This is a genomic window from Neobacillus notoginsengisoli (genome assembly GCF_003515685.1).
GTDB classification, from domain to species: Bacteria; Bacillota; Bacilli; order Bacillales; family Cytobacillaceae; genus Bacillus_D; species Bacillus_D notoginsengisoli.
Window position 1 is genome coordinate 123,413 of the sequence record NZ_QWEG01000007.1, and the last position, 25,831, is coordinate 149,243.

Annotated in this window: 22 protein-coding genes, 1 pseudogene and 3 riboswitches; of the genes and pseudogenes, 8 read left to right on the forward strand and 15 right to left on the reverse strand. The window is 44.6% G+C overall.

Annotation, left to right across the window (positions count from 1 at the left end):
* Positions 1 to 429: 429 nt before the first annotated feature.
* Positions 430 to 1,764, forward strand: coding sequence for a S8 family serine peptidase (locus D1B31_RS12225; RefSeq protein WP_118921076.1), 1,335 nt, complete (start codon positions 430 to 432; stop codon positions 1,762 to 1,764).
* Positions 1,765 to 1,809: 45 nt separating this feature from the next.
* On the opposite strand, the gene D1B31_RS12230 is transcribed toward D1B31_RS12225, so the two are convergent.
* The 4 genes from D1B31_RS12230 to D1B31_RS12245 all read right to left on the reverse strand — a co-directional run bounded on the left by D1B31_RS12230 (position 1,810) and on the right by D1B31_RS12245 (position 6,078).
* Complete coding sequence (locus D1B31_RS12230; protein ID WP_118921077.1) at positions 1,810 to 2,454, reverse strand: queuosine precursor transporter; 645 nt, start codon at positions 2,452 to 2,454, stop codon at positions 1,810 to 1,812.
* 14 nt (positions 2,455 to 2,468) lie between these two features.
* Positions 2,469 to 2,969 (reverse strand): preQ(1) synthase, encoded by a 501-nt coding sequence (queF, locus tag D1B31_RS12235; protein ID WP_118921078.1) that lies wholly within the window; start codon positions 2,967 to 2,969, stop codon positions 2,469 to 2,471.
* A 126-nt stretch (positions 2,970 to 3,095) separates the two neighbouring features.
* A riboswitch (PreQ1 riboswitch) is annotated at positions 3,096 to 3,142 on the reverse strand.
* An 83-nt stretch (positions 3,143 to 3,225) separates the two neighbouring features.
* Positions 3,226 to 5,106, reverse strand: a complete 1,881-nt coding sequence (htpG, locus tag D1B31_RS12240) for a molecular chaperone HtpG (protein ID WP_118921079.1) — start codon at positions 5,104 to 5,106, stop codon at positions 3,226 to 3,228.
* Between the two features lie 240 nt (positions 5,107 to 5,346).
* On the reverse strand, positions 5,347 to 6,078 hold the full coding sequence (locus D1B31_RS12245) for a sulfite exporter TauE/SafE family protein (RefSeq protein ID WP_118921080.1): 732 nt from the start codon (positions 6,076 to 6,078) through the stop codon (positions 5,347 to 5,349).
* 53 nt (positions 6,079 to 6,131) lie between these two features.
* On the opposite strand from D1B31_RS12245, the gene D1B31_RS12250 reads away from it, so the two are divergent.
* Entirely contained in the window at positions 6,132 to 6,320 is a 189-nt protein-coding gene (locus D1B31_RS12250; RefSeq protein WP_118921081.1) for a hypothetical protein, read from the forward strand.
* Here D1B31_RS12250 and D1B31_RS12255 read toward each other — a convergent pair.
* On the reverse strand, positions 6,315 to 7,601 hold the full coding sequence (locus D1B31_RS12255; RefSeq protein WP_118921082.1) for an NCS2 family permease: 1,287 nt from the start codon (positions 7,599 to 7,601) through the stop codon (positions 6,315 to 6,317). The two genes, D1B31_RS12250 and D1B31_RS12255, sit on opposite strands and share 6 nt — an antisense overlap.
* 285 nt (positions 7,602 to 7,886) lie before the next feature.
* Between D1B31_RS12255 and D1B31_RS12260 the strand changes: the two genes are divergently transcribed.
* The 4 genes from D1B31_RS12260 (at position 7,887) to D1B31_RS12275 (ending at position 12,387) form a co-directional block, all read left to right on the forward strand.
* On the forward strand, positions 7,887 to 8,582 hold the full coding sequence (locus D1B31_RS12260; RefSeq protein ID WP_118921083.1) for a response regulator transcription factor: 696 nt from the start codon (positions 7,887 to 7,889) through the stop codon (positions 8,580 to 8,582).
* On the forward strand, positions 8,579 to 9,583 hold the full coding sequence (locus tag D1B31_RS12265) for a sensor histidine kinase (RefSeq protein WP_118921084.1): 1,005 nt from the start codon (positions 8,579 to 8,581) through the stop codon (positions 9,581 to 9,583). The genes D1B31_RS12260 and D1B31_RS12265 overlap by 4 nt, the downstream gene beginning before the upstream one ends.
* Before the next feature lie 106 nt (positions 9,584 to 9,689).
* Positions 9,690 to 10,451, forward strand: coding sequence for an ABC transporter ATP-binding protein (locus D1B31_RS12270; protein WP_118921085.1), 762 nt, complete (start codon positions 9,690 to 9,692; stop codon positions 10,449 to 10,451).
* Positions 10,441 to 12,387, forward strand: coding sequence for an FtsX-like permease family protein (locus tag D1B31_RS12275; RefSeq protein WP_118921086.1), 1,947 nt, complete (start codon positions 10,441 to 10,443; stop codon positions 12,385 to 12,387). Before D1B31_RS12270 ends, D1B31_RS12275 begins: the two co-directional genes overlap by 11 nt.
* Positions 12,388 to 12,440: 53 nt before the next feature.
* Here the strand turns inward: D1B31_RS12275 and D1B31_RS12280 are convergent, their stop codons facing one another.
* Complete coding sequence (locus D1B31_RS12280; RefSeq protein WP_118921087.1) at positions 12,441 to 13,715, reverse strand: NCS2 family permease; 1,275 nt, start codon at positions 13,713 to 13,715, stop codon at positions 12,441 to 12,443.
* Positions 13,716 to 14,192: 477 nt separating this feature from the next.
* On the opposite strand from D1B31_RS12280, the gene deoD reads away from it, so the two are divergent.
* Positions 14,193 to 14,897 carry a purine-nucleoside phosphorylase gene (gene deoD / locus D1B31_RS12285; RefSeq protein ID WP_118921088.1) on the forward strand — a complete coding sequence of 235 codons (705 nt, stop codon included), beginning with the start codon at positions 14,193 to 14,195 and terminating at the stop codon, positions 14,895 to 14,897.
* Positions 14,898 to 15,627: 730 nt separating this feature from the next.
* Here deoD and D1B31_RS12290 read toward each other — a convergent pair.
* Together D1B31_RS12290 and D1B31_RS12295 are read right to left on the reverse strand one after the other, a co-directional pair.
* Entirely contained in the window at positions 15,628 to 16,530 is a 903-nt protein-coding gene (locus D1B31_RS12290) for an HD domain-containing phosphohydrolase (protein ID WP_118921089.1), read from the reverse strand.
* Between the two features lie 95 nt (positions 16,531 to 16,625).
* Complete coding sequence (locus D1B31_RS12295) at positions 16,626 to 17,174, reverse strand: hypothetical protein (protein WP_118921090.1); 549 nt, start codon at positions 17,172 to 17,174, stop codon at positions 16,626 to 16,628.
* 65 nt (positions 17,175 to 17,239) lie between these two features.
* Positions 17,240 to 17,328: riboswitch (cyclic di-GMP riboswitch) on the reverse strand.
* A 242-nt stretch (positions 17,329 to 17,570) separates the two neighbouring features.
* On the opposite strand from D1B31_RS12295, the gene D1B31_RS12300 reads away from it, so the two are divergent.
* Positions 17,571 to 18,188 (forward strand): hypothetical protein, encoded by a 618-nt coding sequence (locus D1B31_RS12300; RefSeq protein WP_118921091.1) that lies wholly within the window; start codon positions 17,571 to 17,573, stop codon positions 18,186 to 18,188.
* A gap of 420 nt (positions 18,189 to 18,608) precedes the next feature.
* Here the strand turns inward: D1B31_RS12300 and D1B31_RS12310 are convergent, their stop codons facing one another.
* From D1B31_RS12310 to D1B31_RS12340, 7 genes and pseudogenes are all read right to left on the reverse strand, one after another.
* A complete protein-coding gene (locus D1B31_RS12310) occupies positions 18,609 to 19,349 on the reverse strand; it encodes an amino acid ABC transporter ATP-binding protein (RefSeq protein WP_118921093.1) in 741 nt (246 codons plus the stop codon).
* A 24-nt stretch (positions 19,350 to 19,373) separates the two neighbouring features.
* Entirely contained in the window at positions 19,374 to 20,108 is a 735-nt protein-coding gene (locus D1B31_RS12315; protein ID WP_118921094.1) for an amino acid ABC transporter permease, read from the reverse strand.
* 67 nt (positions 20,109 to 20,175) lie between these two features.
* Entirely contained in the window at positions 20,176 to 21,009 is an 834-nt protein-coding gene (locus tag D1B31_RS12320) for a transporter substrate-binding domain-containing protein (RefSeq protein WP_118921095.1), read from the reverse strand.
* 107 nt (positions 21,010 to 21,116) lie between these two features.
* A riboswitch (Lysine riboswitch) is annotated at positions 21,117 to 21,297 on the reverse strand.
* 210 nt (positions 21,298 to 21,507) lie between these two features.
* Positions 21,508 to 22,950, reverse strand: a pseudogene (locus D1B31_RS12325) (glycoside hydrolase family 32 protein).
* Positions 22,951 to 23,358: 408 nt separating this feature from the next.
* Positions 23,359 to 24,762: a sucrose-specific PTS transporter subunit IIBC gene (locus tag D1B31_RS12330; RefSeq protein WP_118921096.1), complete on the reverse strand. Its 1,404-nt coding sequence runs from the start codon at positions 24,760 to 24,762 to the stop codon at positions 23,359 to 23,361.
* A 119-nt stretch (positions 24,763 to 24,881) separates the two neighbouring features.
* Positions 24,882 to 25,319: a hypothetical protein gene (locus D1B31_RS12335; RefSeq protein WP_158587531.1), complete on the reverse strand. Its 438-nt coding sequence runs from the start codon at positions 25,317 to 25,319 to the stop codon at positions 24,882 to 24,884.
* Between the two features lie 38 nt (positions 25,320 to 25,357).
* Positions 25,358 to 25,825 carry an Hsp20/alpha crystallin family protein gene (locus tag D1B31_RS12340; protein WP_118921098.1) on the reverse strand — a complete coding sequence of 156 codons (468 nt, stop codon included), beginning with the start codon at positions 25,823 to 25,825 and terminating at the stop codon, positions 25,358 to 25,360.
* Positions 25,826 to 25,831: the final 6 nt, after the last annotated feature.

Below are 25,831 nucleotides of genomic sequence, written 5' to 3' on the forward strand. Positions count from 1 at the left end.
CATTTTACAGAAATTTGGAGCGTGACACAAAGGTGCCTGATTATAAGGAAGAAAAGAGCTCTAACGGGTCTGTTTTAAAGTGCAATAAGCAGAAAAGCAGGTAAAATGACTTGCGAATAAGCGGAGGATTTCCCTCTATTGCAAAAAGGGAGGCTTAAAAGACAGAAATAAGCGGAGAAATTTCCGTTAACTTCTGTAATGAGGGCCAGATCCAAAGATTTGGATGATTTAAACGGAAAAACTTCCATTATTTTTAGGGAAATATCAGTATTTCCCAACTTAAGCGGAATTCTTCCGTTTATATTTCAAACACAATACCAGAGGCTTTTTCTTTTGCAAAAATTTTCCCAACCTCCGATAGGTTTGCTGGCCGGCTTGCTGGATAAAGAGAATAAGTCGGACTATTATGAAAACATTTAGGAGGTTCTCATGAAAAAGCTCAAAATCCTTGCCCTGCTTGTTCTAATTTTCACCTTGGCCGCGCCATCGTTCGCGCCACAGCCAAAAGCTCTCAGCTTGTCTGTCGAAGTAAGCCCCGCCATTTCGAAACTGTTAAAATCAACTTTATCCGGCAGTGAAGGAGAAGCGGTTATTACTTATAAGAAGCCACCCGCTCTGGCCGATGTCCAGCTCTTAAAAGCGCTTGGTTTTGAAACGAAAACGTTTGAACACCTGCCGATCGTTGTGGTAAAGGGTAAAATTGCCGCGCTCGCCAGTCTTCTCTTTTCGTCGACTAACATTCTCTCAGTCTACGAAAATAAAGACCTTCAATACTTCCTGCGTGACAGCCGCGAGCTGATTGGCGTCGAGTCGGTCTGGAACGACCTTGGGTATACTGGAAAAGGGGTCACAGTTGCCGTGATTGACAGCGGCATTGACGCCACCCATCAGGATTTGAAATACGGCGAAAAAGTTGTTCAAAATGTAAAGTTTGCAGTCGGGGATCTTTTCGGAAACAAGCCGATTTATCTTGAAAACCTTCCTAATACAGATACATCCTCCGGCCACGGCACCCATGTCGCCGGAACGATTGCCGGCAGCGGCAAAGCGAGTGGTGGCCTTTATAAAGGCGTTGCGCCTGATGCAAAGCTCGTCGGCCTTGGGGTCGGTGAAGGAATTAATATTTTGTGGTCGCTCGAAGCTTTCGATTATGCGATTAAAAACAAGGACAAATACGGGATTGATGTGATCAGCAATAGCTGGGGGACAACCGGGGATTACTCTCCGAACGACCCGATCAACGTTGCTTCAAAGGCCGCGCACGATGCAGGGATGACGGTCGTTTTTGCAGCCGGGAATGAAGGGCCTGGAGACAACACGCTCAATCCGTATTCCGCCGCTCCTTGGGTCATCAGCGTTGCGGCCGGTACAAAGGATAAGCAGCTGGCTGAATTTTCATCACGCGGTGTCGCGGGCGATGCCTTCCTGCACCCTGACATCACCGCGCCAGGCGTTGACATCGTCGCAACAAGGTCTTCCACCGGCCTTGTCATGAATGTACTCGGCACTACAACCGATATTTCGTATATCGACCCTGAGCACCTGTTATTCTATACGACTTCAAGTGGCACAAGCATGGCGACGCCGCATATTTCAGGGGTTGTGGCCTTAATGAAGGAAGCAAAGCCTAACCTGACGCCGGCCCAGGCACTCGATTATATGGTCCAGACCGCGGACCCGATGGCAGGCTACAAGTACCATGAAGTTGGCGCCGGATATGTGAATGCTTATAAGGCTGTGCAAAAAGCAGCCTCCTCGCAATAATGAAAAGAACTCCGCCACTTTTCAAATGGCGGAGTTCTTTTAACGCTATTTAATTACTAATGCTCCATTTTCGGCAGCGCCTTCCACTTCTCTTTTCCTAATTAAATGGACCATCAAGTAGACAAGAGGCGTCGTGGCAATCGCTGCAAAAAACTTAAACGTATATTGGGTAACAATCATGATTCCCAATACGGGAGTCGGCACGATGCCGTAAAAGGCAATCCCGATGAAAATCGCCGTATCAACAAGCTGGCTAAGCATTGTGGAAGCATTGTTACGGAGCCAAAGCTTTTTTTGCCCGTGCCGGCGCTTTAAGTTATTGAAAACAAGGACATCAAGGTTCACGCTGACAAAATAGGAAATCAGGCTCGCGATAATGACCCTGAAGCTTCCACCCAAAATCGTTTCAAACGATTGCTGGCCGGAAAATACAGGTGCGGAAGGCAAGGCGATGGCGGCTGAAATGAAAACCAAGGCAAAGACTTGGGTAATCAATCCAGCACGGACCGTCCTTTGGGCATGTTTCTTCCCATATACCTCGACAATTACATCAATAATCGGGTAGGTAAAAATATAAATAATAACCGCGGCGGGCAAAATGACAAATGAGCCAATACTAAACAGCTTAACGGCTACGATATTTGCCAAGATCAACAGCCCGACGAAGGCTCCATTCAAATATAAAATCATCGTCCTTCTCCCTCTTAGCGGTTATCTACTTTTTCAGGGTACATATCATGGTTCATCAGGCGGAAGTTGGCCATTTCCTCATACTTCGTGCCAAGCTTCCCATAGTTGCACCATGGATCGATGGAAATACCGCCCCTCGGCGTAAATTTGCCCCAAACTTCAATGTATCTTGGATCAAGCAGTTTAATCAGATCATTCATAATGATATTGACGCAGTCTTCATGGAAATCGCCGTGGTTCCGAAAGCTGAAAAGATACAGCTTTAACGATTTGCTTTCAACGATTTTCTTATTTGGAATATACGAAATATACATCGTGGCAAAATCCGGCTGATTCGTTATCGGGCAAAGACTCGTAAACTCTGGGCAGTTGAATTTAACGAAATAGTCCCTGTCAGAATGCAAGTTATCGACAGACTCCAAAACCTCCGGTGCATATTTAAACGCATATTGGACCTTCTGATTCCCCAATAGCGTCAAATCCTTTAAACCTTCTTCTTGGCTTCGTCCAGACATAAAAAAACCCCCTTGTAAAAGTTCCCGTACACGTTACAAGAGGGTTTTAGCCAATAACACTATTAAAAACAGAGGAATGACCAATAAAAAAAGCCACGTCCGATAATGGACATGGCAGATTGTCATTAATCCATAGTTTTTTAAAGAGGGTATCAGCTATGAACCTCTCCCGTTTGTACGGGTATTCAATTCCTTTTCATATATTACAGAAGCGGAATGAAAACGTCAAATGAACTTTTTTGCAAAACCAACTCAATTAGACCATTATTTTGCAAATATCATTCGTGAATTCGACTGGGTCCTGGATTGGCAGCCCTTCTATTAACAACGCCTGGTTGTAGAGCAGGTTTGTGTAGAGGGACAGCTTGTCCTTATCCTTTTCAAAAGCGTCCTTCAGCGACTGGAAAACTTCATGGTTCGGGTTGATTTCAAGGATTTTCTCAGCCTTGACGTCCTGGCTGTTTGGCATCTGGCGGAGGACTTTTTCCATTTCAATCGTCAGGTCGCCCTCGCTTGCAAGGCAGACTGGATGGGATTTCAGGCGTTTCGAAACCCTGATATCCTTCACCTTGCCGGAAAGGACTTCCTTCATTGCATCAAACAATTCTTTATTTTCCTTCGCTTCTGTTTCGGCTTCCTTTTTTTCCTCTTCCGATTCAATGCCAAGGTCGCCGCTCGCGATTGACTTGAATTCCTTCTCTTTATAATTCATGAGCATCCGGATGGCGAACTCATCGATATCCTCGGTAAAGTAAAGGATTTCATACCCCTTATCGGAAACGAGTTCTGCCTGCGGAAGCTTTTCAAGGCGCTCAACCGATTCGCCCGCGGCATAGTATATATACTTCTGGTCTTCCGGCATCCTTGAAACATATTCATCGAGCGTGACAAGTTTTTTCTCTTTTGAAGAATAGAACATCATTAGGTCCTGAAGCTCTTCTTTATTCGCGCCGAAATCGCTGTAAACGCCATATTTCAGTTGGCGGCCGAATGATTGATAGAACTTTTCATAGTTCTCGCGGTCATTCTTTAAGAGAAATTGCAGCTCGCTCTTGATTTTTTTGCTAATGTTCTTGGCAATCAGCTTCAGCTGGCGGTCATGCTGCAGCATTTCCCTTGAGATGTTCAGTGAAAGGTCCTCGGAATCAACCATCCCTTTTACAAAACTAAAGTGGTCCGGCAGCAGGTCCGCGCATTTGTTCATAATCAAGACGCCATTCGAATAAAGCTCAAGGCCCTTCTCAAATTCCTTCGAATAGTAATCGAACGGAATGTTTTCCGGAATGAACAAAATCGCATTGTACCTGACCGCGCCATCGACACTCGTATGGATATGCTTCAACGGCTTGTCGAATCCGTAATGCTTCTCATGATAAAAGTTCGTATAATCCTCGTCTGTCAGCTCGTTCTTATTTTTGCGCCAAATCGGAACCATGCTGTTGACCGTCTGTTCTTCAACAACTGTTTCCCATTCGTCCTCGCTGCCCTCTTTCTTCCGGCTCGTGCTGACATCCATCTTAATCGGGTAGCGAATGAAGTCGGAGTATTTTTTGACAATCGACTTCAAGCTATATTCCTCGAGGAACTCGTCGTAGTTCTCTTCCTCTGTGTTTTCTTTGATTTTCAAAATAATTTCCGTACCGACCGAATCCTTTTCAACAGGCTCAATCGTATAGCCTTCCGCACCGGTGGACTCCCACTTGTACGCTTCGTCGCTGCCAAGCGCGCGGCTAATGACGGTTACGACATCAGCAACCATGAACGCGGCATAGAAGCCAACGCCGAACTGGCCGATAATGTCATGGCCATCTTTCAACTCAGTTTCCTTTTTGAAAGCAAGCGAACCACTCTTCGCAATCGTACCGAGATTCGATTCCAGCTCGTCCCTCGTCATTCCGATTCCAGTATCGATGACTTTTAGGGTCCGATTTTCTTTATCGGAAACAATCTTTATGTAGTAACTATCCTTGTCAAAAACAAGCGAATCATCGGTCAGCGCTTTGTAATAAATTTTATCAATCGCGTCGCTGGAGTTGGAGATCAGCTCCCGCAAAAACACTTCCCGTTTTGTGTAAATCGAGTTGATCATCATCTCCAACAGCCGCTTCGACTCGGCCTGGAATTGCTTCTTTTCCATGGATCTATCTCCTCTCTTTCACGTGTACAAGTTCATTTTAGCACTCTTGTTTCGAGAGTGCTAATCCCACTATTTATTTACCATATTCATTTTGGTGATGTCAATATTTCTCTTTTTACGGCATGGCTGCAGGTTGATTTTGGAAAAGGTATTGGCGAGTTTAAAACCGATTTTTCCTTCCTAAACTCACCAAGAACTTCCATTGGCGAACTTATAACCGATCCCCGGTTGTCCTAGAGCCTAACTCATCTTACCAACTACTTGAATAATGAGGACAATCGTTGCAGCGCCCAAAATAGGCTTCACATAAAGGGGATTTAGTTTCTCAGCAATCCGGACCCCAAGCTGCGCACCGGTTACGGAACCAGCCATCAGCGCAAATGTCATTGGCCAAATGATTTTTCCGGTGGAAATATACATCGCGGCAGCGCCAATGCAGCTTGAGAAAGTAGCAAACCGCACCAAGCCGACAGCCTTGACATACGAGATGTTTAAATAGCCGAGCAGGTAAAACATAAGCGTTCCCTGCCCCGGCCCAAAGAGCCCATCGTATATCCCTATGCCATAAAGCCCCGGAACACTCACTTTATTCATCTTTAATGGTTCATTACCGGAATAACCCCGTTTGCTTAGAAAAGATGCCAGAAAGGCAAAAATGAGAAAAATTAGGGCAACGATATTCATATTTTCCGAAGATATTTTAGAGGCAATGAATCCGCCGCTCATTCCGCCTGCAAGACTGACGGGAATGATCCAGTAAGATTCTTTGATTGATATTTGTTTATTTCGATAAAGATAATAGAAGCTTGAGAGTGAACTGACAGTATTTGAAACTTTGTTGGCACCAATCGCCGAATGGACCGGCATGCCAAGGAGGAGCATTGCCGGAAGATTTACTATCCCCCCGCCTCCAATGAGTGTGCCGATAGCGGTTGCACATATCCCTATAAAAAAAAGAGCAATATACTCCAAAATAGCCACCTCCCTCTTACAGTATAAGCGGGTTAATGGCTATATGTAATTTTATGTTATTTATAAAAATTGATAAGAAAATCTTATACCTTAACAAAGGTGGGGCAATATCCTCAAACCCGTTCCATTATCCAGGCGATATTGAAATGGATTTGCACCTTCTTCCAAAACTCAATCCATTAACCCCAAACAAAAAAGCCCGCCCCGGCATGCCAGAAAGCGCACCGGGAACAGGCTTATGAAAAGAAATATAATTGAACAACAAACAGCAATCCAAACGCGTAAATCAACGGATGCACATTTTTCCCTTTACCGCTTACGAGCTTGATAATCGGGTACGTAATGAAACCGAGTGCGATGCCGGTTGCGATGCTTGACGTCAGCGGCATGGAAAGAATAATGATGAAGGCAGGGAACGCGTCATCGAGTTCACGCCAATTAATTTTTGCCAGTCCCTCCATCATGTAACAGCCGACAATGATCAAAGCCGGAGCCGTGATCGCAGGCAGCGAGGCTATCGCTAATACGAGCGGCGAGAAGAACAATGCAGCCAGCATGAGGCCCGCAGTCGTCAACGTTGTCAGCCCGGTACGGCCCCCCTCGGCCACGCCGGTCGTCGACTCAATATAGGCAGTTGCCGGGCTCGTTCCAAGCGCCGCACCGACCGTAGTGGCGACCGCATCGGCGGTAAAAGCCGCATTTGCCCGCGGCAGCTTCCCGTCCTTCATTAATCCTGCCTGCTCGGTTACTCCGATGAGCGTTCCGGTCGTATCAAAAATCGTCACGAGCAGGAAAGCGAAAACAACTGTAAATAATCCATGGGAAAATACCCCGGCAATATCCATATCAAAGAAAACAAGCGCCGGCGGAGCCGAAACAACTCCATTCAGCTTCAGCAGTCCCGTGAAATAGCCAATAACCGCGGTTACCATCATCCCAAAGAACAAGGCACCCTTCACTTTGCGCACAAGAAGGATCAACGTGATGAACAATCCGGCAATCGCCAGTAAGGTTCCCGGCTGATGCAAGTTGCCGATTGAAACCATTGTTTCCTTATTAGGAGCGACAATTCCCGCCATTTTTAATCCAATGAATGCAATAAACAGGCCAATGCCCGAAGTAATCGCATGCTTTAGCGATTCCGGAATCGATTCAATTACCATTTCGCGCAACTTTGTCAGTGAAAGCAGCACGAACAAGACCCCTGCGAGAAAAACGGTTCCGAAAACAATTTGGTAGCTGACTCCCTGTGTTGCGACAACGCTGGCAAAATAGGCATTCAGCCCCATGCCCGGTGCGATGGCGACAGGGTAATTGGCGAACAAGGCCATGATTACCGTCCCGGTGACAGCGGCAATAATTGTTGCCGTAAAGACCTGGTTAAACGGTACTCCCGCAGATGAGAGAATGGCCGGGTTCACCACAATGATATAAGCCATCGCCATGAACGTCGTCAGACCTGCGAGGACTTCTGTTTTTACATTTGTATTTAGTTCACTTAACTTGAAAAGGCGCTCTACCATGATGCCCTCCTATAAAATAAAATTCCCATCGTAAAAATGGGCATAATAAGTACTTTATTCGAACCAAATGTAATAATAACCGAATATTAAACCATAGTCAATATCAATTGTTCGTGTTTATGTTTTCGTTTCCTCTTTCGCTCTAGCAAAACTATTGTTAATCCTACTATTGGCGAATAGATATAAACCTTCTATAGATCTCCTCCGAAACCCAGCCCAATCTGGCAACAGGAAATTTTTTGCTATAGAATAATAGTTAACGAAGCTAAGGTGTGGTGATATGCTATGTTTTCTCTCCTTCTCGTAGAAGACGATGAAACATTGTTCAGCGAAATCAAAGACCGGTTAACGCAATGGTCCTACGATGTATATGGGATTCAAGATTTCGGCAATGTCCTCCACGAATTTATGGAGGTTAATCCAGACCTTGTCATCATTGATATCCAATTGCCTAAATTTGATGGATTTCATTGGTGCCGGCTGATCCGTTCCCACTCGAATGTTCCGATTTTATTCCTATCGTCCCGGGACCATCCTGCCGACATCGTCATGTCCATGCAGCTTGGGGCAGATGATTATATCCAGAAACCATTCCATTTTGATGTACTGATTGCAAAAATCCAGGCCATTCTCCGCCGCATCCATAACTATACGGGCGACCAGCCGCCCGCCTTGAAAGGTTGGCGCGGGTCTATCGTGAATATTGAAAAAGGCACTGTAAGCAATGAATCGGGTTCTGTGGAATTGACCCGAAATGAGATTTTCATATTAAAGCTCCTTATTGAGCAAAAAAACAAAATTGTCAGCCGTGAAGAACTGATTAAAAGCCTTTGGGATGATGAACGTTTTGTCAGTGATAACACGCTGACTGTAAATATTAACCGCCTTAGAAAGAAGCTTGATGAAATAGGGCTTGGACAATACATTGAAACAAAGATTGGCCAGGGATACATAGCGCTGGAAGAGGGAATTCCGTTATGATGAAGGCCTTTTTCATTGAAAGGCGCAGCTGGATTGCCTTGTTCATCTTGCTTCAGGCGCTCTCTATTTTCATCGCCTATCTAGACCCAGTGATTCCTGTCAGACCGGTTCTTTATATTGTCTTTTTATCTTCAGGATTATTGATTCTGTTCCTGCTCTATCGCTATCAGCAGGAAACCCGTTTTTACAAAAGCCTTCGTGTTTGGGATTCAACCCTTGATAGAAATAGCCTTGCCGAGGCTGTAAGCCCTTTTGAAAAAATAATTGAAGAAAGCATTATTGCGCAGACGGAGAAGCTAAAGCAAGAAACTTCATTCAGTTTAAAGAAAGTTGATGAAGAGAAAGATGAACTTCTCTCGTGGATTCATGAAGTAAAGACTCCTTTGACCGCTATGCAACTGATCATTGAGCGTCTTGAAGACCGGAACGCAAAGGCTAGCCTGCATTACGAATGGCTACGAATTCATTTGCTTCTGGACCAGCAGCTTCACCAAAAACGGCTGCCGTTCATGGAAAATGATCTTTTCATTGAAAACACCGATTTAAAAGCTGTTCTATTTTCGGAAATGAAAACTCTACAGTCTTGGTGCATGCAAAAAGGAATTGGTTTCGATGTAGACCTGAAGGTTACGACAGTTCTATCGGATACGAAATGGCTCGCTTTCATCATCAGGCAGCTTTTAACGAACGGCGTCAAATACAGTAATTCAACTGATATTGAAATCCGTTCCTTCGAACGAAGCGGCCACGCCATCCTTGAAATCACAGATCATGGATGCGGCATCAGCGCGAGAGATTTGCCGCGTATTTTTGAAAAAGGCTTCACCTCCACCATGAAACATTATGATAATAAAGCAACCGGCATGGGCCTTTACCTGGCAAAAAAAGCCGCCGGGCCATTGAATATTACGATCGATGCCCGCTCAATGCCCGGGAAAGGGAGCACCTTTAGTTTAGTTTTTCCAACGAGGAATGACTTCACAAAGCTTGCAGGCATGTGACAAAAATGTCACATGCTTTTCTCGTTTTGTTAGATGAATCGAAGGAAAGATTTACGCTTTTGCCAGTATGATAGAGCTATCGAAACAATAGGAGCGTGTAAAAAAGATGAACATACTTGAAGCTTCAAAGCTTGGAAAGTCATATGGCAACAGGTTCAACAGGCAGGAAGTGCTAAAAGGGCTGGATCTGACAATTGAAAGAGGGGAATTTGTAGGCATAATGGGAGCATCAGGCTCGGGCAAAACAACCCTCCTGAACGTCCTCTCCTCTATAGACCGGGCGAGTGCCGGTTCCATACGGATTGAAGGCAGGGAAATGACCGGCATGAAGGAGAAGAAGCTAGCGGAGTTCCGAAAAAACCACCTCGGTTTCATTTTTCAGGAATATAATTTGCTTGATACGTTGACTGTGAAAGAAAATATCCTACTGCCGCTTTCGATAAAGGGCGCCACAAAACAGGAAGCAAATGAAAAGTTTAAAGAAGTTGCCGACGAACTTGGCATTTATGACGTCAAAGATAAATACCCAAATGAAATTTCCGGCGGCCAAAAGCAGCGGACCTCAGCTGCGAGGGCTTTCATCCATGAACCAAGCATTATTTTTGCCGATGAGCCAACAGGCGCGCTCGATTCCAAATCAGCCTCCGACCTGCTCAATAAGCTCAGCCAGCTAAATGGCAAGCGACAGGCAACGATTGTGATGGTTACGCATGACCCGGCTGCGGCCAGCTATTGCAGCAGAGTCATTTTCATTAAAGACGGGCAAATTTTTAGTCAATTGTTGAAAGGTGACGAATCCCGCCAATCCTTCTTTAAGGATATTATCAAAACTCAAGGTGTTCTGGGCGGTGTCCATTATGAGCATTAATTCTCTCATTTTCCGGAGCCTGAAGAAGAATTTGAAGAATTACTATCTCTATGTGTTCGCCCTTATATTCAGCGTCGCACTTTATTTCGCCTTTGTCACACTGCAATTCGATCCGGCCATGGGGGAAGCGAAAGGGTCTGTAAAAGGCGCGGCAGCCATCCGGACAGCTTCCATCCTCCTCGTTGCCATCGTTACAGTCTTCCTCCTGTTCGCCAACAATCTCTTTATTAAAAGGCGCAGCAAGGAAATCGGCTTATTCCAGCTGGTCGGCATGACAAAAGCGCGGATTGCTTGGATTCTCGGGGCCGAAAATTTTATTCTTTATTTTGCCTCAACAGCAATCGGTATTTTTATAGGCTTTTCTTTTTCAAAATTAGTTAAAATGATTCTCTTCAAAATGTTGAATTTGAAAGAATTGGCAACCTTGTCGTTTTCGACGCAAGCATTTTATCAGAGCATCATTGTATTCGGCATAATCTACCTGGTCATTATCTTAATGAATATGTTTTTTATTAAAAGGCAAAGCATCCTGTCGTTGTTTCAGGTAACCTCCTCCACCGAAGCACAGGCCAAAAAAATGTCGTTCTGGGAAGCGGCGATGGGAATAATGGGAATGCTCCTCATCGTTTCGGGTTATTTTATCTCTTCAAAACTTTTCAGCGGCAAGTTTATGACAATGACTGAACTGTTCGGGGCGATGATTTTTATTCTAGGATCGGTGATTATAGGGACGTATTTCTTTTATAAAGGTTCGGTCAGCTTTCTCTTCCAAAGGATAAGGAAAAAGAAAAATGGTTATTTGAACATTACTGAAGTGCTTTCGCTTTCAACGATTATGTTTAGAATGAAGTCGAATGCAATGCTGCTGACAATTATTACAACCGTTTCGGCACTGGCGATCGGCCTGCTTTCTCTCACCTATATTTCCTACTACTCCGCGGAGAAGGCCGCTGAAAAAAATGTCGCAGCCGACTTTTCTTTTGCAACTACCGAAGATGCTGAAACGTTTACTTCAGCTTTAAAAGAGAGAAAAATTTCTTATGATGAGAAACGGATCCCTGTCCTACAGGTATATGCGGATTTGAGTGACGTGATGGAAAACAAGATGAAAGGAGTGGATAACGATCCCGAATCCATGCCTATATCCGTCATTAGCGAAAAGTCAGTGCGAGGCGAGGATGTTTCTCCCGGGGAAGTGTACTTTACGGGCTATAATGACCTCTTGCAAAAATTTCTGCCTATAAAGGATTCAGGCCGCATCGAATTAAAGGGAGAAAAGAGCGCTATTCCGCTCTCCTATACCGGGATGAAGAAGGAGTACCATATCTCCTGGTACTTTACGAACGGGGGCGTGCCCGTCGCCATTGTTGACCATGGGGTTTTTGAAAGGCTTGAGAAGGATCAAGTTCCGGAACTCCAGAAGGAATCTTCTCTCTATATTGGCATTACCATTAAGGATGAAAATAAGCAGAAGGATGCCAATACTATCTTTACAAAGATTGGTTTTCCTAACAGTGGTTTCGCTGATTCGCGGTTTGAAATAGCCAATGGGCAGAAAGAGATTTTCGGCCTTTCCATGTTCATCGTCGGCTTCCTTGGATTAACCTTCCTGATTACATCTGGCTGTATCCTCTATTTCAAACAGATGGATGAAAGTGAGGACGAAAAACCGCATTATACAATTTTAAGAAAGCTTGGGTTTACCCGTGGTGACCTACTCAAAGGAATCAAAGCAAAGCAGCTATTCAATTTCGGAATCCCGCTTGCCGTCGGGCTCCTCCACAGTTACTTTGCCGTCCAGTCCGGCTGGTTCATATTCGGGACGGAGCTTTGGACCCCTATGTTGGTTGTAATGGCACTGTATACAGCCCTCTACTCTGTTTTCGGACTCCTATCTGTTCAGTATTATAAAAAGACGATCAAAGAAGCTTTATGATTTTTTCAAAAAAAGACAGCGATGCCTTTTGGCAAAACGCTGTCTTTTTTTTGCTAAAGAGCTCCCAATATGAAGTAGAGCAAAAAGAAAAAGGCAATGACGTACATCGTAATAGATACGTCTTTCCGTTTACCTGTAACGAGCTTCACAATTGGGTAAGCAATAAACCCAAACGCAATCCCATTAGCAATACTAAATGTTAGCGGCATGATTGCCAGCATTAAATAAACCGGGAACGCTTCGGTAAAGTCGTCAAACGGCACCTGTTTCAGGCTTTGCACCATCAGGCAGCCGACAATAATCAGCACCGGGGCAATTGCCTCGTTCGGGATAATTTTGAAAAAGGGAATGAGAAATAATGCCGGGATAAACAATAGGCCTGCTGTCAAAGAAGTTAATCCTGTTCTTCCGCCAGCAGCAATGCCTGTCGCAGACTCAGCAGCAGTTGTCGCCGGGCTGCATCCCAACATAGAGGCCGCTGCAACCGAAACGGCATTCGCCTGGAATGACCTCTGGAATTTGGCTTTATCAGGAAGCATGCCGAGTTGCGCGCCCATATTTTGAAAAATAATCACCATTGAAAGCGAAAAGACCGCTGTCCAAAAATTTACCGTATTGATCTTGCTGAAATCATAGGCAAAAAAGATTTCATTATAGTGACCGAAGGATATGCTGAAATCACGAAGCGGAGAAAAATCGACAATCCCAAGCATAGCGCCAATGATCGTCCCTCCAATAATCCCAATCAAAAAGCTGCCTTTCACGTTCTTTAAGAAGAGCGGCAGGACAATTAGAAGCGTAAGCACTGTCGTCAGGGCGTGGGGTTCCCCGAAGTTACCCAATTTAACGAATGTCCCTTGACTCGCAACAACCAGCCAGCCGTTTTTCAAACCGAGAAAAGCGATAAAGAGCCCAATTCCGGCTGTCATCCCATGGACCATTGACGATGGGATCGACCTTGATAAATAAACAGCCCCCTTCGTAAAAGCCGCAATGATAAACACGAGGCCCGCAATCAGGACCGCGGCGAGGGCCTGCTGCCATGTTAGGCCAAAGGAGAGGACAAGTGTGAAGACAAAAAAGGCATTGTCCCCCATCCCAGGAACGATGATGAGGGGTGAATTCGCCCAGAGCGCCATCAGCATACAGCCGACAAAACTGACGATGAGCGTTGCAAGCGTAACCGCTTCGTATGGCATGCCCGCGGTATTCAGAATCGCCCCGTTGACAACAATGATGTAGGCCACTGTCATAAAAGAGGTGAGCCCGGCGAGGATTTCTGATCGGATTGTCGTCTGTTCTGACTGGATAGTAAAAAATTTGTTCATCTGTAAAGTTCACCTCAATCTAAAGAAAAGCGTAACACCTTGTTATGGTTATACCAGCCGTATCGGAAGCATTTGGGTGCTCGTGAACCGCCGGATCCCCGCAGATGCCTAAAATATTATATAGCAAATGAAGAAAACAAGCACGAGTGCTAGGAACATCATTGGACATGCGTTAAAGAGCACATTTTTTTAAGAACAGTATTCCACTCAGTTACGGAATAGTTACATTTTGGAAAACCTATGTAAGTATAGGCGTTCCGATAGTTTCGGGAAATGGTGAAATCCCAACTAGTATCATAAAGCCTTCCAGTCCAATAGTATTACCCTTGAATGGCCGGAAATAACCGCACCCTCATAGGCCCTCCGGGAGTGGAATAATCTCTAGTCTGCGTTGAACATACTAACACAATGAAAGTGCTCTTCAAAGGTTAGTATGTTGAAACTGTTATCTACTTATGAATAATGGAGGGAATAACTATGACTGTTCATCTTGAAGCAAAAGCCGGCGATGTTGCCGAGTCCGTTTTACTGCCAGGAGATCCACTCCGCGCCAAATATATAGCGGAAACCTTCCTTGAGAACGCCGTCTCCTACAATAATGTCAGGGGAATGCTCGGTTTTACAGGTACCTATAAAGGAAACCGCGTTTCTGTTCAGGGGACCGGGATGGGAATGCCATCTGCAATGATTTATATTCAGGAGCTGATCGAAGGCTATGGGGCGAAAAACCTGATACGAGTCGGGACTTGCGGGGCCATCCAGGAAGATGTCAAAATCCGTGACGTCATTGCAGCCCAAGCAGCTGCAACCAATTCAAATATCATCCGCAGCAGGTTTCCGGGATACGATTTCCCGCCAATCGCGAACTTTGAACTATTAAAGAAATCGTATGAAATTGGCAGTGAAAAAGGGTTGAATATCCTTGTAGGAAATGTCGTTTCTTCCGATCTTTTCTACATGGACAGCCAGGATGAAGTCATAGCCCTCGGTAAACACGGGGTACTCGCAGTCGAGATGGAAGCAGCTGGATTATATTATCTCGCTGCCAAATTCGGCGTAAAGGCACTGACCCTGCTGACTGTCAGTGACCACATCCTGACTGGGGAGCAAACTTCATCTATGGAGCGCCAGACGACCTTCAACGACATGATTGAAGTCGCACTGGAAGCGGTTAGTGGTTAAAGATGAAGCGATAGTACCTTCGTGGTGCCTGGTTTTTGTTTTACCTTTTGAAGCAGGGGCGTTTCAAAAATATGTCCGCAGCTTCCTTGTCTCCCGACTTTGGACAAGGTTGGGACTGAGCACAAGGATCTAAGCTTCTTCTTGTCCCAAGATGCTACTTGTTGGGACAGGGATTCACCAAAAAAGCCGGTAACTGTCCCAAGATGAACAAGGTTAGGACCGACTTGACAGATTTAAGCTTCCTCTTGTCCCAAGATGCTTGTTGTTAGGACAGTGATTCACTAAAAAAGCCCGCAGCTGTCCCAAGCTGGTCAAGGTTGGGACTGACTACAAGGATTTATGCTTCCCCTTGTCCAAAGATGCTTTTTGTTGGGACAGGGATTCACCAAAAAGGCCGGCTGCTGTCCCAAGATGAACGAGGTTGGGACTGACTACGAGAATTTAAGCTTCCTCTTGTCCCAAGATGCTTGATGTTGGGACAGGGATTCACCAAAAAGCCGGCTGCTGTCCCAAGATGAACAAGGTTGGGACTGACTACGAGAATTTATGCTTCCTCTTGTCACAAGATGCTTTTTGTTGGGACAGTGATTCGCCAAGGCCTTACAATAGGCGACTATTTCAATAGTTCTTGACGACAGCCAATCCTATTCAGTGCAAATCAGCTTGAAATAGAAAAAAAGGAATCAATCCGCTCCCAGGATTGATTCCTTTCCTTTTTGCAAAAGCCGCCTTATACCCGGCCCTCTTCTTTCAAGACCTCAACAAACGCCTCCACAACTACCCCATCATAATGACTAGCCACCATCCGGTTCAGTTCATCAACCGCATCCTGGACAGTGTGCGCTTTCCGATAGGCACGGTCTTCTGTCATTGCATCGAATGTATCACTTACGGCGATGATCCTGGCCTCAAGAAGAATCTCTTCCCCTTTTAAGCCATTTGGATAGCCGGTTCCATTCAGCCTTTCATGGTGCTGGGCGATGATGTTGGCGATATCCTTATAATAAAGGTCCTTCACCATTTCCGCTCCATCCCTAGGATGTTTCTTTACGACTGCAAGCTCTTCATCGGTCAGTTTGCCGTGCTTATTCAGTATTTCTGAAGGGGTATTAATTTTACCGATATCATGCAAAATGGAAGCTATGTATAAATTCTCAAGCTTATCCTTCGGTAGCATTAGCTTTTTAGCGATTTTCACAGCATACTCGGAAACTCGCTCACTGTGTTTGTATGTATACCAGTCCTTCCTTTCTACCTCATCAACAATTTCCATTAAATGAGTGATGTTTTCACTTAACTGGTAAAAGGTCGGCTCTGTAATCACCCAAAGATAAGTAACTTCCGTTAAGGTAGAAAAATGAACGGGCTCCTCCAAGTTAACTGTCGAGTAATAATCACCTTGTCCTAATTTAATTTTTTCGCCATTAAATTCACAAATCATTTCGCCTTGAAGAATATAAAAAAACTCCATCACATTAGGGGTATCACTTGGATAGACATAAAAAAGATTGTCTTTTGAAATGGTGTGTATCATGCATTCAACCCCATCTCCCCGGGCAAGTAATCCAATATCAAATGTATCTAAAGAAACCTTTTCAATGACAGTTCCTTTTTTTCCTATTGAAAGCGCCATGATTACACCCCTTTTTTTACAGTAAGCAAAAAACGAGTCTATTTAAGACTCGTCAGATTAATATTATCATATAGTATTCAAATTATTTCATCAATTCAATTCTTTAATTTTACAACCCTCACCGGATCAATCCATACCCACTTATCGGCAAAACGAACAAGCTTCCACTCGCATTCCGCGATGACTCCGTATTGTTCAGCTTTTTTTATTGTTTCGGCAGACATTTCAAGGGTCTCATTATAGACATTAGAAATTACCTTTTCCAGTTCCTTCGTATATTTCTGTGTTTTTTCTTCATAAATTTTGGATTGCTCGTAGAGCTTTTCATTCAACTTCTTGATTTTGTCTTCCAGCTTTTTGGCATCTTTTTCTTCGGCAGCCATTAACTCCAAAGTTGCTTCCTCAATATCCTTTTGAAATTCGTCATTTCTTTCTTTAATTTTTTTTTGTTCATAGAGGTATTCTGCTTGGAGGTTATCAGCCTTTGCTACTGCTTTCTCAATCTTTTTATCAATTTCCTTGTTGGTTTGTTCAATTAGCTGGAGCCCTTTGGCAACGTCGGCATTTTCCGACGCCAATGCGGGAGAACCCAGCCCCATCACCAGTATAGCTGTGAACAAAATTGCTAATACCTTTTTCAACATCCCTACCCCTTTCAAATGTCAAAAAGTATAACAAAAAAGACCCAATCTTTTTATCAGGGCCCTTGTCATGCAGCTGGCTGGCATAGCAGATTCCTGCTTTAGCCCCTTGTAGCTTTGCGTTCGTATCTTTTCAGATACGTTGCCCTGGGTCAATTTTACTATCTGACATTATTATACAGGGACTTTCAAGCTATTGCGAGTATTATATGAATTTTTTGTCAATATTTTTGTTAATAATAGGCATATTTTACTGATTTTTACGTTCGACAAAAGCAGTTGAATTACGATAAAGGAAAAGACAGATAATTCAGAGAATTGTTACGGTGTTTTAAAAATCTGGGAAAGGAGGATAAGTTTTTTAAAAATTGACCAAAAAAACTATTAGGAGGAATTATTTTGAAAAGTTCAAAGAAGTTGTTTTCAACTGTCTTGGCGTTCGTGGTAGGATTAGGAATAGTTAGTCCTGTATTCGCAGAACAAAACTTTGAAGCTCTTGATAGTGACATTGACGAAATAACCAATGAATTCCAAGAACCTAATTTTATTTACCATTACAACGGCATAGAGTTTAGCGGGAATGAGGCGTTAACTGATCGTGAACTAAGTGAACTATACAACAACCTTATGAGGGATTCTACTGAAATAAGGGAAGAGGATGAAATTAGCCTATTGGGGAATGATCCAGGCTCGAGCTTTGTGCGGGTCATATCTCCGATGTATAAAACATACTCTAATAGAGACGTAAAATATGCAGCTGAAATTATTACCATCTATCTTGTCTCAAAAGCTCCAAGCCCAATTCGCACCACTGCTCTTGGCACTTGGATACTGACGAAGATGTCAGGATGGGTGAATCTCATTACACCTTCCTACGTTGGTGCTTGGACTTCAAGTTCTTATGACAATTACACTGGCCAACGGCGGTACTACGAAACCTTGGTTCACTACAAGTATAGCAATTACACAACTCCGCTAAGCGTTCAATATTATGATGTAACATCTTGGTGGAAATAGGAGGATAAACTGATTGTGACACAAAGCCAATTACAATCTGCAGAGCGTCTAGATAAGCGTTATGAACAATTTTTATATTTTGTTTTGCTTACACTTTTAATCCAAGCTTATCCTTTATTTGAAAGGGTCATTTCGAACAAATTCATCCTGCTATTATCAATACTTTCAATTTTTTTACTGGTAAGCAAGTACATCGGAAAGGGAACTCTTCCAAAGCTTCTCAGAAAAATGTGTGAGCAATTGAAAATAAACTTGGTACTTCTTTATCTAGTATACACTGCGGGATTATTCGTATTGGTTGTATATATTTTTTAACAATATTGAAGCGCGGCTTACCCTCTGGTTAGTAGCCGCGCTTTTCTTATTGTATCCTTTATGCATATAACCGCTTGGTAAACGTCCTATAATTAATCTTCCGACTTAAAACTCCCTCAGTGTCCTCTTCAAAAACTCCCTTGTCCGCTCCTGGGTTGGGTTACTGAAGATTTGTTCCGGGCTGCCTTCTTCGGCAATGACACCTTTATCCATGAACACGACTCGGTCGGATACTTCACGGGCGAATTCCATTTCGTGCGTGACGATCAGCATCGTGAGGCCTGATTCCGCCAGGTCCTTCATAACCTTAAGGACTTCCCCGACCATTTCCGGATCAAGCGCGGAAGTCGGCTCATCAAACAGCATGACATCTGGTTCCATGGACAGCGCTCTGGCAATCGCCACCCTTTGCTTCTGGCCGCCAGACAATTGGTGCGGTTTGGCGTTAATATATTTGTCCATTCCGACAACCTTCAGATACTTCATCGCAACTTCTTCAGCTTCCTCACTGGAACGCTTCAGCACTTTCACTTGACCAACGACACAATTGTTCAGCACATTATGATTGTTGAACAAGTTGAACTGCTGGAACACCATGCCCAGCTTCCGGCGGTAAAGAAACAAGTCATGCTTGTCATCAAGGATGTTTTCACCGTTATAAATGATCTGCCCGCCGCTCGGCATCTCCAGTAGGTTGATGCAACGGAGAAGCGTTGACTTCCCTGAACCTGAAGAACCGATGATGCTGACCACTTCGCCTTTTTTGACAGAAAAGTCGATGTCTTTTAAAACTTCATGGCTGCCGAAGCTTTTATTTAAATGCTGAATGTCAATCACTTTTTCCATTTGTCCTCCTCCTTTCGACAAGTCTTACCTTGCTGGTGATATATCTTCGCCGACAACCTTGTAGCTGTCCGGGCCTTCTATTTTCTTTTCAAAATGACGCAGGATTTTCGTCACGGCAAATGTCATCACAAAATAAAGGATACACGCCACAAAGAATGATTCAAAATACCTGAAATTGTTCCCTGCGACTGATTTTGTCATGAAATATAGCTCTGAGACCGAAATGACGTTCAGAACGGATGTATCCTTGATATTTATAACAAACTGGTTGCCGGTCGCCGGAAGGATATTCCGGATGACCTGCGGCAAAACCACATTCAGCATTGTCTGGATGTGATTCATCCCAATTGCTTGAGCCGCTTCGAATTGTCCCTTGTCAACGGAGATAATCCCTCCGCGGACGATTTCCGCCATATAGGCCCCTGTATTAATGGAAACAACGATTAATGCTGCGACCAATACATTCATATCGATTCCAAATGCCATTGCCGATCCGTAATAAATGACCATTGCCTGAACAATCATCGGTGTTCCGCGGAAAAACTCAATATAAGCAGATAAAATAGCATTTATAATAGCTAAAACAATTTTTTTCGTCCCGCGTTCCGGAACGGGAATCGTCCGGATAATTCCAGCGATGAGACCAATGATGGCCCCCGCTATCGTTCCAATAAGCGAGATCAGGAGTGTCATGCCAGCCCCGCGGAGGAACATCGGCCAGTTTTCCGAGATGATTCTTATAATCCATTCGATGTCCATATTTCTCCTCCTCCATTTCACTATGAAACCGGCTGTGCAAAAGCAACAGCCGGTTTACTGTAATTGTTTATTCTGCAGCTGGCTGATTCTTGATTGCCTCATCCATAATAGTTGTTTGCTCTTCTTCAGAAATGCCTTTTAATACTTCATTGATTTTATCGGTCAGCTTGCTGCCCTTTTTCAGACCGACAGCAATCGCTGTATCATCCTCGGATGTTTTAAAGCCATCTTCAAATTCAACCATTGCAAAATGTTCATTCGCCGAAGATGCGCTCACAGCTTCAGGACGCTCAGAAACGTATCCGTCAATAATGCCAGATTCAAGAGCGACGCGCATCGCCGGGAAGTTATCCATGGCGGTTGCCTTCTTCACTCCTTTAATCTGGTCGATGACAGAGTAATGGAATGTATTCAATTGGGCCGTCACTTTTGCACCCTTGAAGTCCTGGATTGATTTGGCTCCTTCGAACTGGCTTCCTTTCTTCACGACCATGACAAGGTTGGACTTATAGTAGTTGTCGGAAAAATCAATTGTTTTTTTACGTTCCGCTGTCGGGGACATCCCCGCGATAATGGCGTCAATTTTGCCGGAAGTCAATGCTGGTACAAGGCCATCCCATTCAATTTTGACAATGACGAGTTCCTTGCCGAGGGCATCGGCGATTTTCTTGGCGATTTCCACATCATAACCGCCCGCATATTCAGATGCTCCTTGAATTTTTACAGCGCCATTCGAGTCGTCCTTCTGTGTCCAGTTAAACGGCGGATAACCGGCCTCCAGTCCTACCTTAAATGTACCGCCTTCTTTTGAGCCGGAATTTTCACCACCGCCACCGCAGCCCGCCAATACAAGCATCACCGAAATCAAGGCTGTTAGAAACAAAGCTCCCCTTTTCTTCATCTGTCCTTCCCCTTCCATTTTTTATTTTTAACTACACGAAAAAGCGGCCTGAGATTCACTCAGGCCGCAACATGTATAGATTGCCCCTAAAATCCTCTCTTCATCCCAAATGAGATAGCACAACTCAACAAACTGGGGGTTTATTGAGACAGTCCTACAGTTCTTCACTGCAGGCCCAGCAGGCAATACTGAGTATACTGCCCACTTCGGCGATATTTCCTTCTCCTTAGCTTCAATGCTTCTCAAACTCCACTAAGGACTGTTAAATACCGCGCCTCTACCTCACTGTTGAAAGTGAGGTGGTTGTATTCAATTATATGCAATTCAGACTATACTATTCTGACAAGTCTGTCAACCTTTCATGCTATCTTTTGCAGGTGCCAATATTTGCTGATTTTATCATCTTTCGACAGAAGACTCCCCCTTCAATTTTGAACAGTGCGTAGGCCAAAAATAGATGGGACAGAAGCTCCTCTCTAATCCGCCTCCTAAACATTTTCAACCTATTTGCATTTTCTCAAGGTCCCATTTAGCTAAATGAAATTCTGCTTGGCCTTGGAAGGAAATTGTGTCATTACTGGGGTCTGGAAAATAGCGTGCAGTAAACACTTCTTGCCCATCGTTCACGAATATTTCCAGAGATGAATGGTCCCTGAAAATGAGCAGCTTGGATAACTCTGTCAGCTTGCATGTTCTCGTTTCAGGCTCCCCTGTTTTCAGGTTCTGCCTTTGCAGCCAGATTTCCTGTTTATTTGGATCAAAGCACAATTCGGCTTCGTTCCTAAAACAGATAGAGAACCCGCTCCCCTCAGCAAGAATGGAATCGAGCACCAATTCGGCCGACTTTCCTTTCATCCCTTCGAGCTGAGCGGTCCCGTCCAATTTCACATTTTGAAAAGAAACTTTATTTTTCCTGAGCATTTTCAATTCCTCTACCGGCGTCTGGTAAACTTTATCGCCTCTTAGACTCAGTACCCTTGGAATCGTCAGCGCATGGACCCAGCCTTTTGCGACAGTCGGCTGAAAGGCCTCCGTCTCGTCGGTAATCCCCATCCATGCATACAGGATGGTTCTTCCGCCATCGGCTAAAAACGTTTGCGGCACATAGAAATCAAAGCCCCGGTCCAGCTCCATAAAGGCTCCATGCCTGAATTCAGCTGTTTCGTAATCCAGCCGGCCAATAAAGTAACCGGACTGGAAAATATTGTTGTAGAGGTGACCGCTCGGCTCAAGGCTCTGCGGTGAAACGAGCAGTACATCTTTCCCGTCTAGCCGAGTCATGTCCGGGCATTCCCACATATAACCGAAATCACCAAGCCCGCTCATGCCAGCCCCGACATTCTTCCCAGCCTCCGTCCAATGATACAAATCATCTGAAACGAATAGAGCAGCCGCCCCTTTTTCATCCAGAGTTTGAGCACCCAGAATCATATAAAAACGGCCGTCCTCCCTCCATACCTTTGGATCGCGGAAATGGGCCGTATAGCCTTCAGGCAAGTTCAAAATAGGCCCCTTTTTTTCAAAATGGATTCCATCGGAAGAGACGGCCAGGCATTGATACGTTCCCATCCTCCCGTTTGACATTCCCGGTATAAAAAAGATAAAGCTTGCCTTCCCATTCAATGGCGCTCCCGGAATAGCAGCCATTCTTCTCATACCATTCACTAGGAGCCAGTGCGACCGGCTCCGCGCGCCAATTGACCATATTCTTCAAGAATAATGTCCCCAGAACTTCGCTCCATGGGCGGTTTCAAACGGGTTCCATTGGTAAAACACATGGTAAACTCCGCCGAACTGAACAAGACCATTCGGATCATTTAATAGTCCCACCGGCGGCATGAGATGATAATCGAGACGATAAGGGTCGTTTTCAACCTGGTTTTTATGTTTTTTTATCTCTTCATACGCCTTTTTGATTAGGAGTTCCTGTTTTTCGCTCATTGGAATTCCTCCTTCTACCGCATCAAGTTGTTTTATTAGTAACTAGCGCTTTTTTTTTGCAAAAATTGAATTTATCCAGTTAGAATTGGTCGATTTTTTATTAAACAATCAATTTATTCAATCAAAATCCACCAATCATGGCTTTTTGTCCTTAATTACCGGAAAACATCCCCCTGCTTGGTGTCCATTCCTCCAAATTCAGCTTCCATTCGGCTGGATTCGCGCTTCATTCGTCCCGAAAACTCACCTTATTCGTCCAAATCACGGGGCCATTCGTCCAGATTCCGCCATCATTCGTCCGTCCGAATTACGCCTTCGACAACTGTCTATGCTCATTCGCCTATCAGCCAACTGATTCATACCAATTGCAAAAAAAGAAGGCAGTTCACCTGCCCCCTTTACAGATTATTACTGTTCAATTTCTTTTCTCATTTTATCAGAGTAACCAAACATCCAAGTCAAGGCAAATGCCACCCCAATGGCGACAAGGTTAACCAAAATGTACGGTAAAATCTGGCCGTTCAAGTAGAGCAATGTTCCGGGAATGACTGTGACTGCCATACCGGTTGCTTTCAAGCCGAGAATGGAAGCTAAAAATCCACCTACCGCTCCTCCAATCAGTGCCATTAGGAATGGCTTTCCGTAGCGGAGGTTGACCCCGAAAATAGCTGGCTCGGTAATCCCTAGCAGAGCGGAAAAGGAAGATGGGTAGGCGAGCGCCTTTAACTTCGTCGATTTTGTCTTCAATCCGACAGCAAGCGCCGCACCGCCCTGCGCGGCAACCGCACACGTAACGATTGCATTGTAAGGGTTGTAGTGATATTTTGCCAAAAGCTGAATCTCAAGCATATTGAAAATATGGTGAACCCCAGTAATGACAATGATCTGGTTAAATCCGCCAATAAGCAGGCCGCTAATCCCGAGTGGCCAGGACAAAACCTTTGTCGCGACAGAAAGAATGCCTTGTTCGACAACGTGGAAAATCGGGCCGACGACTAGCAGCGACAGGGCAATCATAATCAATAGTGTCAAGAAAGGAGTCAAAATCAAATCCAGTGCTTCAGGGACTCGTCTTCTAATAATCCTTTCCAGCTTCGCACCGATAATTCCGGCAATAAAGGCCGGTAAAACCGATCCCTGGTAGCCAACGACCGGAATGAAGCCAAAAAAGAGAAGCGGCTCTACATCCCCGCCGGCTACCCCCCATGCATTCGGCAGGGCAGGGCCGACAAGCATCAGACCAAGAACTAAACCGATAATCGGTGTGCCGCCGAATACCCTGAAAGTTGACCAGGCAACGAGGGCGGGCAGGAAAATAAATGCTGTATCCGTCAGTATTTCAGTAAACAGCAGGAAGTTTTCCGGCACATGATCAGGTGTGTATCCGAAAAGGCTGAGAATCTCTTCCTGCATGACTAACCCACGCAACCCCATGAACAATCCGGTTGCAACGAGAACTGGAATAATTGGAACAAAGACATCACCGAACGTCCGGATGGCCCGCTGGAATTTGGAACCGGTTTTAATTACTTCCTTCTTTTGCTCGGATGCAGACGTTGTTTCAAGGCCAAGCTGGGAAACTTCTTCATATATCCGATTGACCGTTCCCGTGCCAAAAATGACTTGGTATTGGCCGGAATTATAGAAGGCTCCCTTCACTTTATTGATTTGTTCGACTCGTTCCTGGTCAATTTTGTCCTTATCATTGACCATTAGGCGCAGACGTGTGGCACAATGGGCAACAGAATGGATATTTTCCCTGCCGCCGACAGCTTCAATTAACTCCTCAGCAATTTTTCGATTTTCCGACAATTCTTTCACCCCTGTTTCATTACTTATGTATCCATTTCACTAATGACGGGAGACGAAACAATTTCCAACAAAAAAAGTGAAAATAAAATGCCGAAGTCGCCTTCCCTCAACATTTAATTTCACTCTTTCTGGTCACTATCTTCGGTTATCTTCGTTTTCTGTTTGAATTTTTCAAAGATATCCTTGATTTTTTTATGATCTTCTTCCATTTCCTTTGCGGATTCCGCCGGGATGGCTTCTCCCTCAAACGTTGTGCCTATATTCAACTGGCCGCCCAACTCTCTAATTCCAACATTCCCAAGATTTGTGATTTGGTCAAATTTATCAATAAATAACCGCTCAACCTTAATTTCCTGATAAATTACCGCCGGCTGGCTGGCCCCCGGATTTTCTCCGCCAGACCCATCATGCCCGTTTAGCGAACTATGTGTTCCGCCACTGTAATGGCCATATATTTGTTCTAACTCCTCAATTCGTCCTTCCATTCTGCTCACTTGGCTTTCGAGTTCCCTTATCTTTAAAAGCAGCTCTTCCACTGGATCTAATGGTTTATTCAAGGGCATTATTGGATCACACCTTCATCGTTATGGATAGTTCAGCGAATGAGGATGGTTTCTTCCCGCACATATCTTCTTGGATACGTAATAATGAGAAGACCATTCTCAAATCTGGCATGCATTCCCTTGCTCTCAGCCGGCTCAGGCAAATCGATTGTCCGCTGAAACTCACCATACTTCCTTTCATTCACCACAGTTGCCCCGTTAATCATCGGTGGGTGAAGGATTCCCCTGACGGTAAGTTTAGTTCCCGATACGGACAGGGCCATATCTTCCCTCATGGCACCAGGGATTTCCATCAACAGGATAATATCTGTGTCAGTAAGGAAGATGTCCGTTTTTGGATAATTGCCACTGTCCTTTTTTTCTGGTTGCCTGCCGCTCTGGACGCCATTCTCCTCCACGATTTCGCCAGGCGGGTTTTCGTCAAAAACCATTTCCCAGAACCTTCCATTTTGGTACTTCTGGGTCATTTCGATCCATTGCTTTATTTTGTCCGCATCCACTTCTTT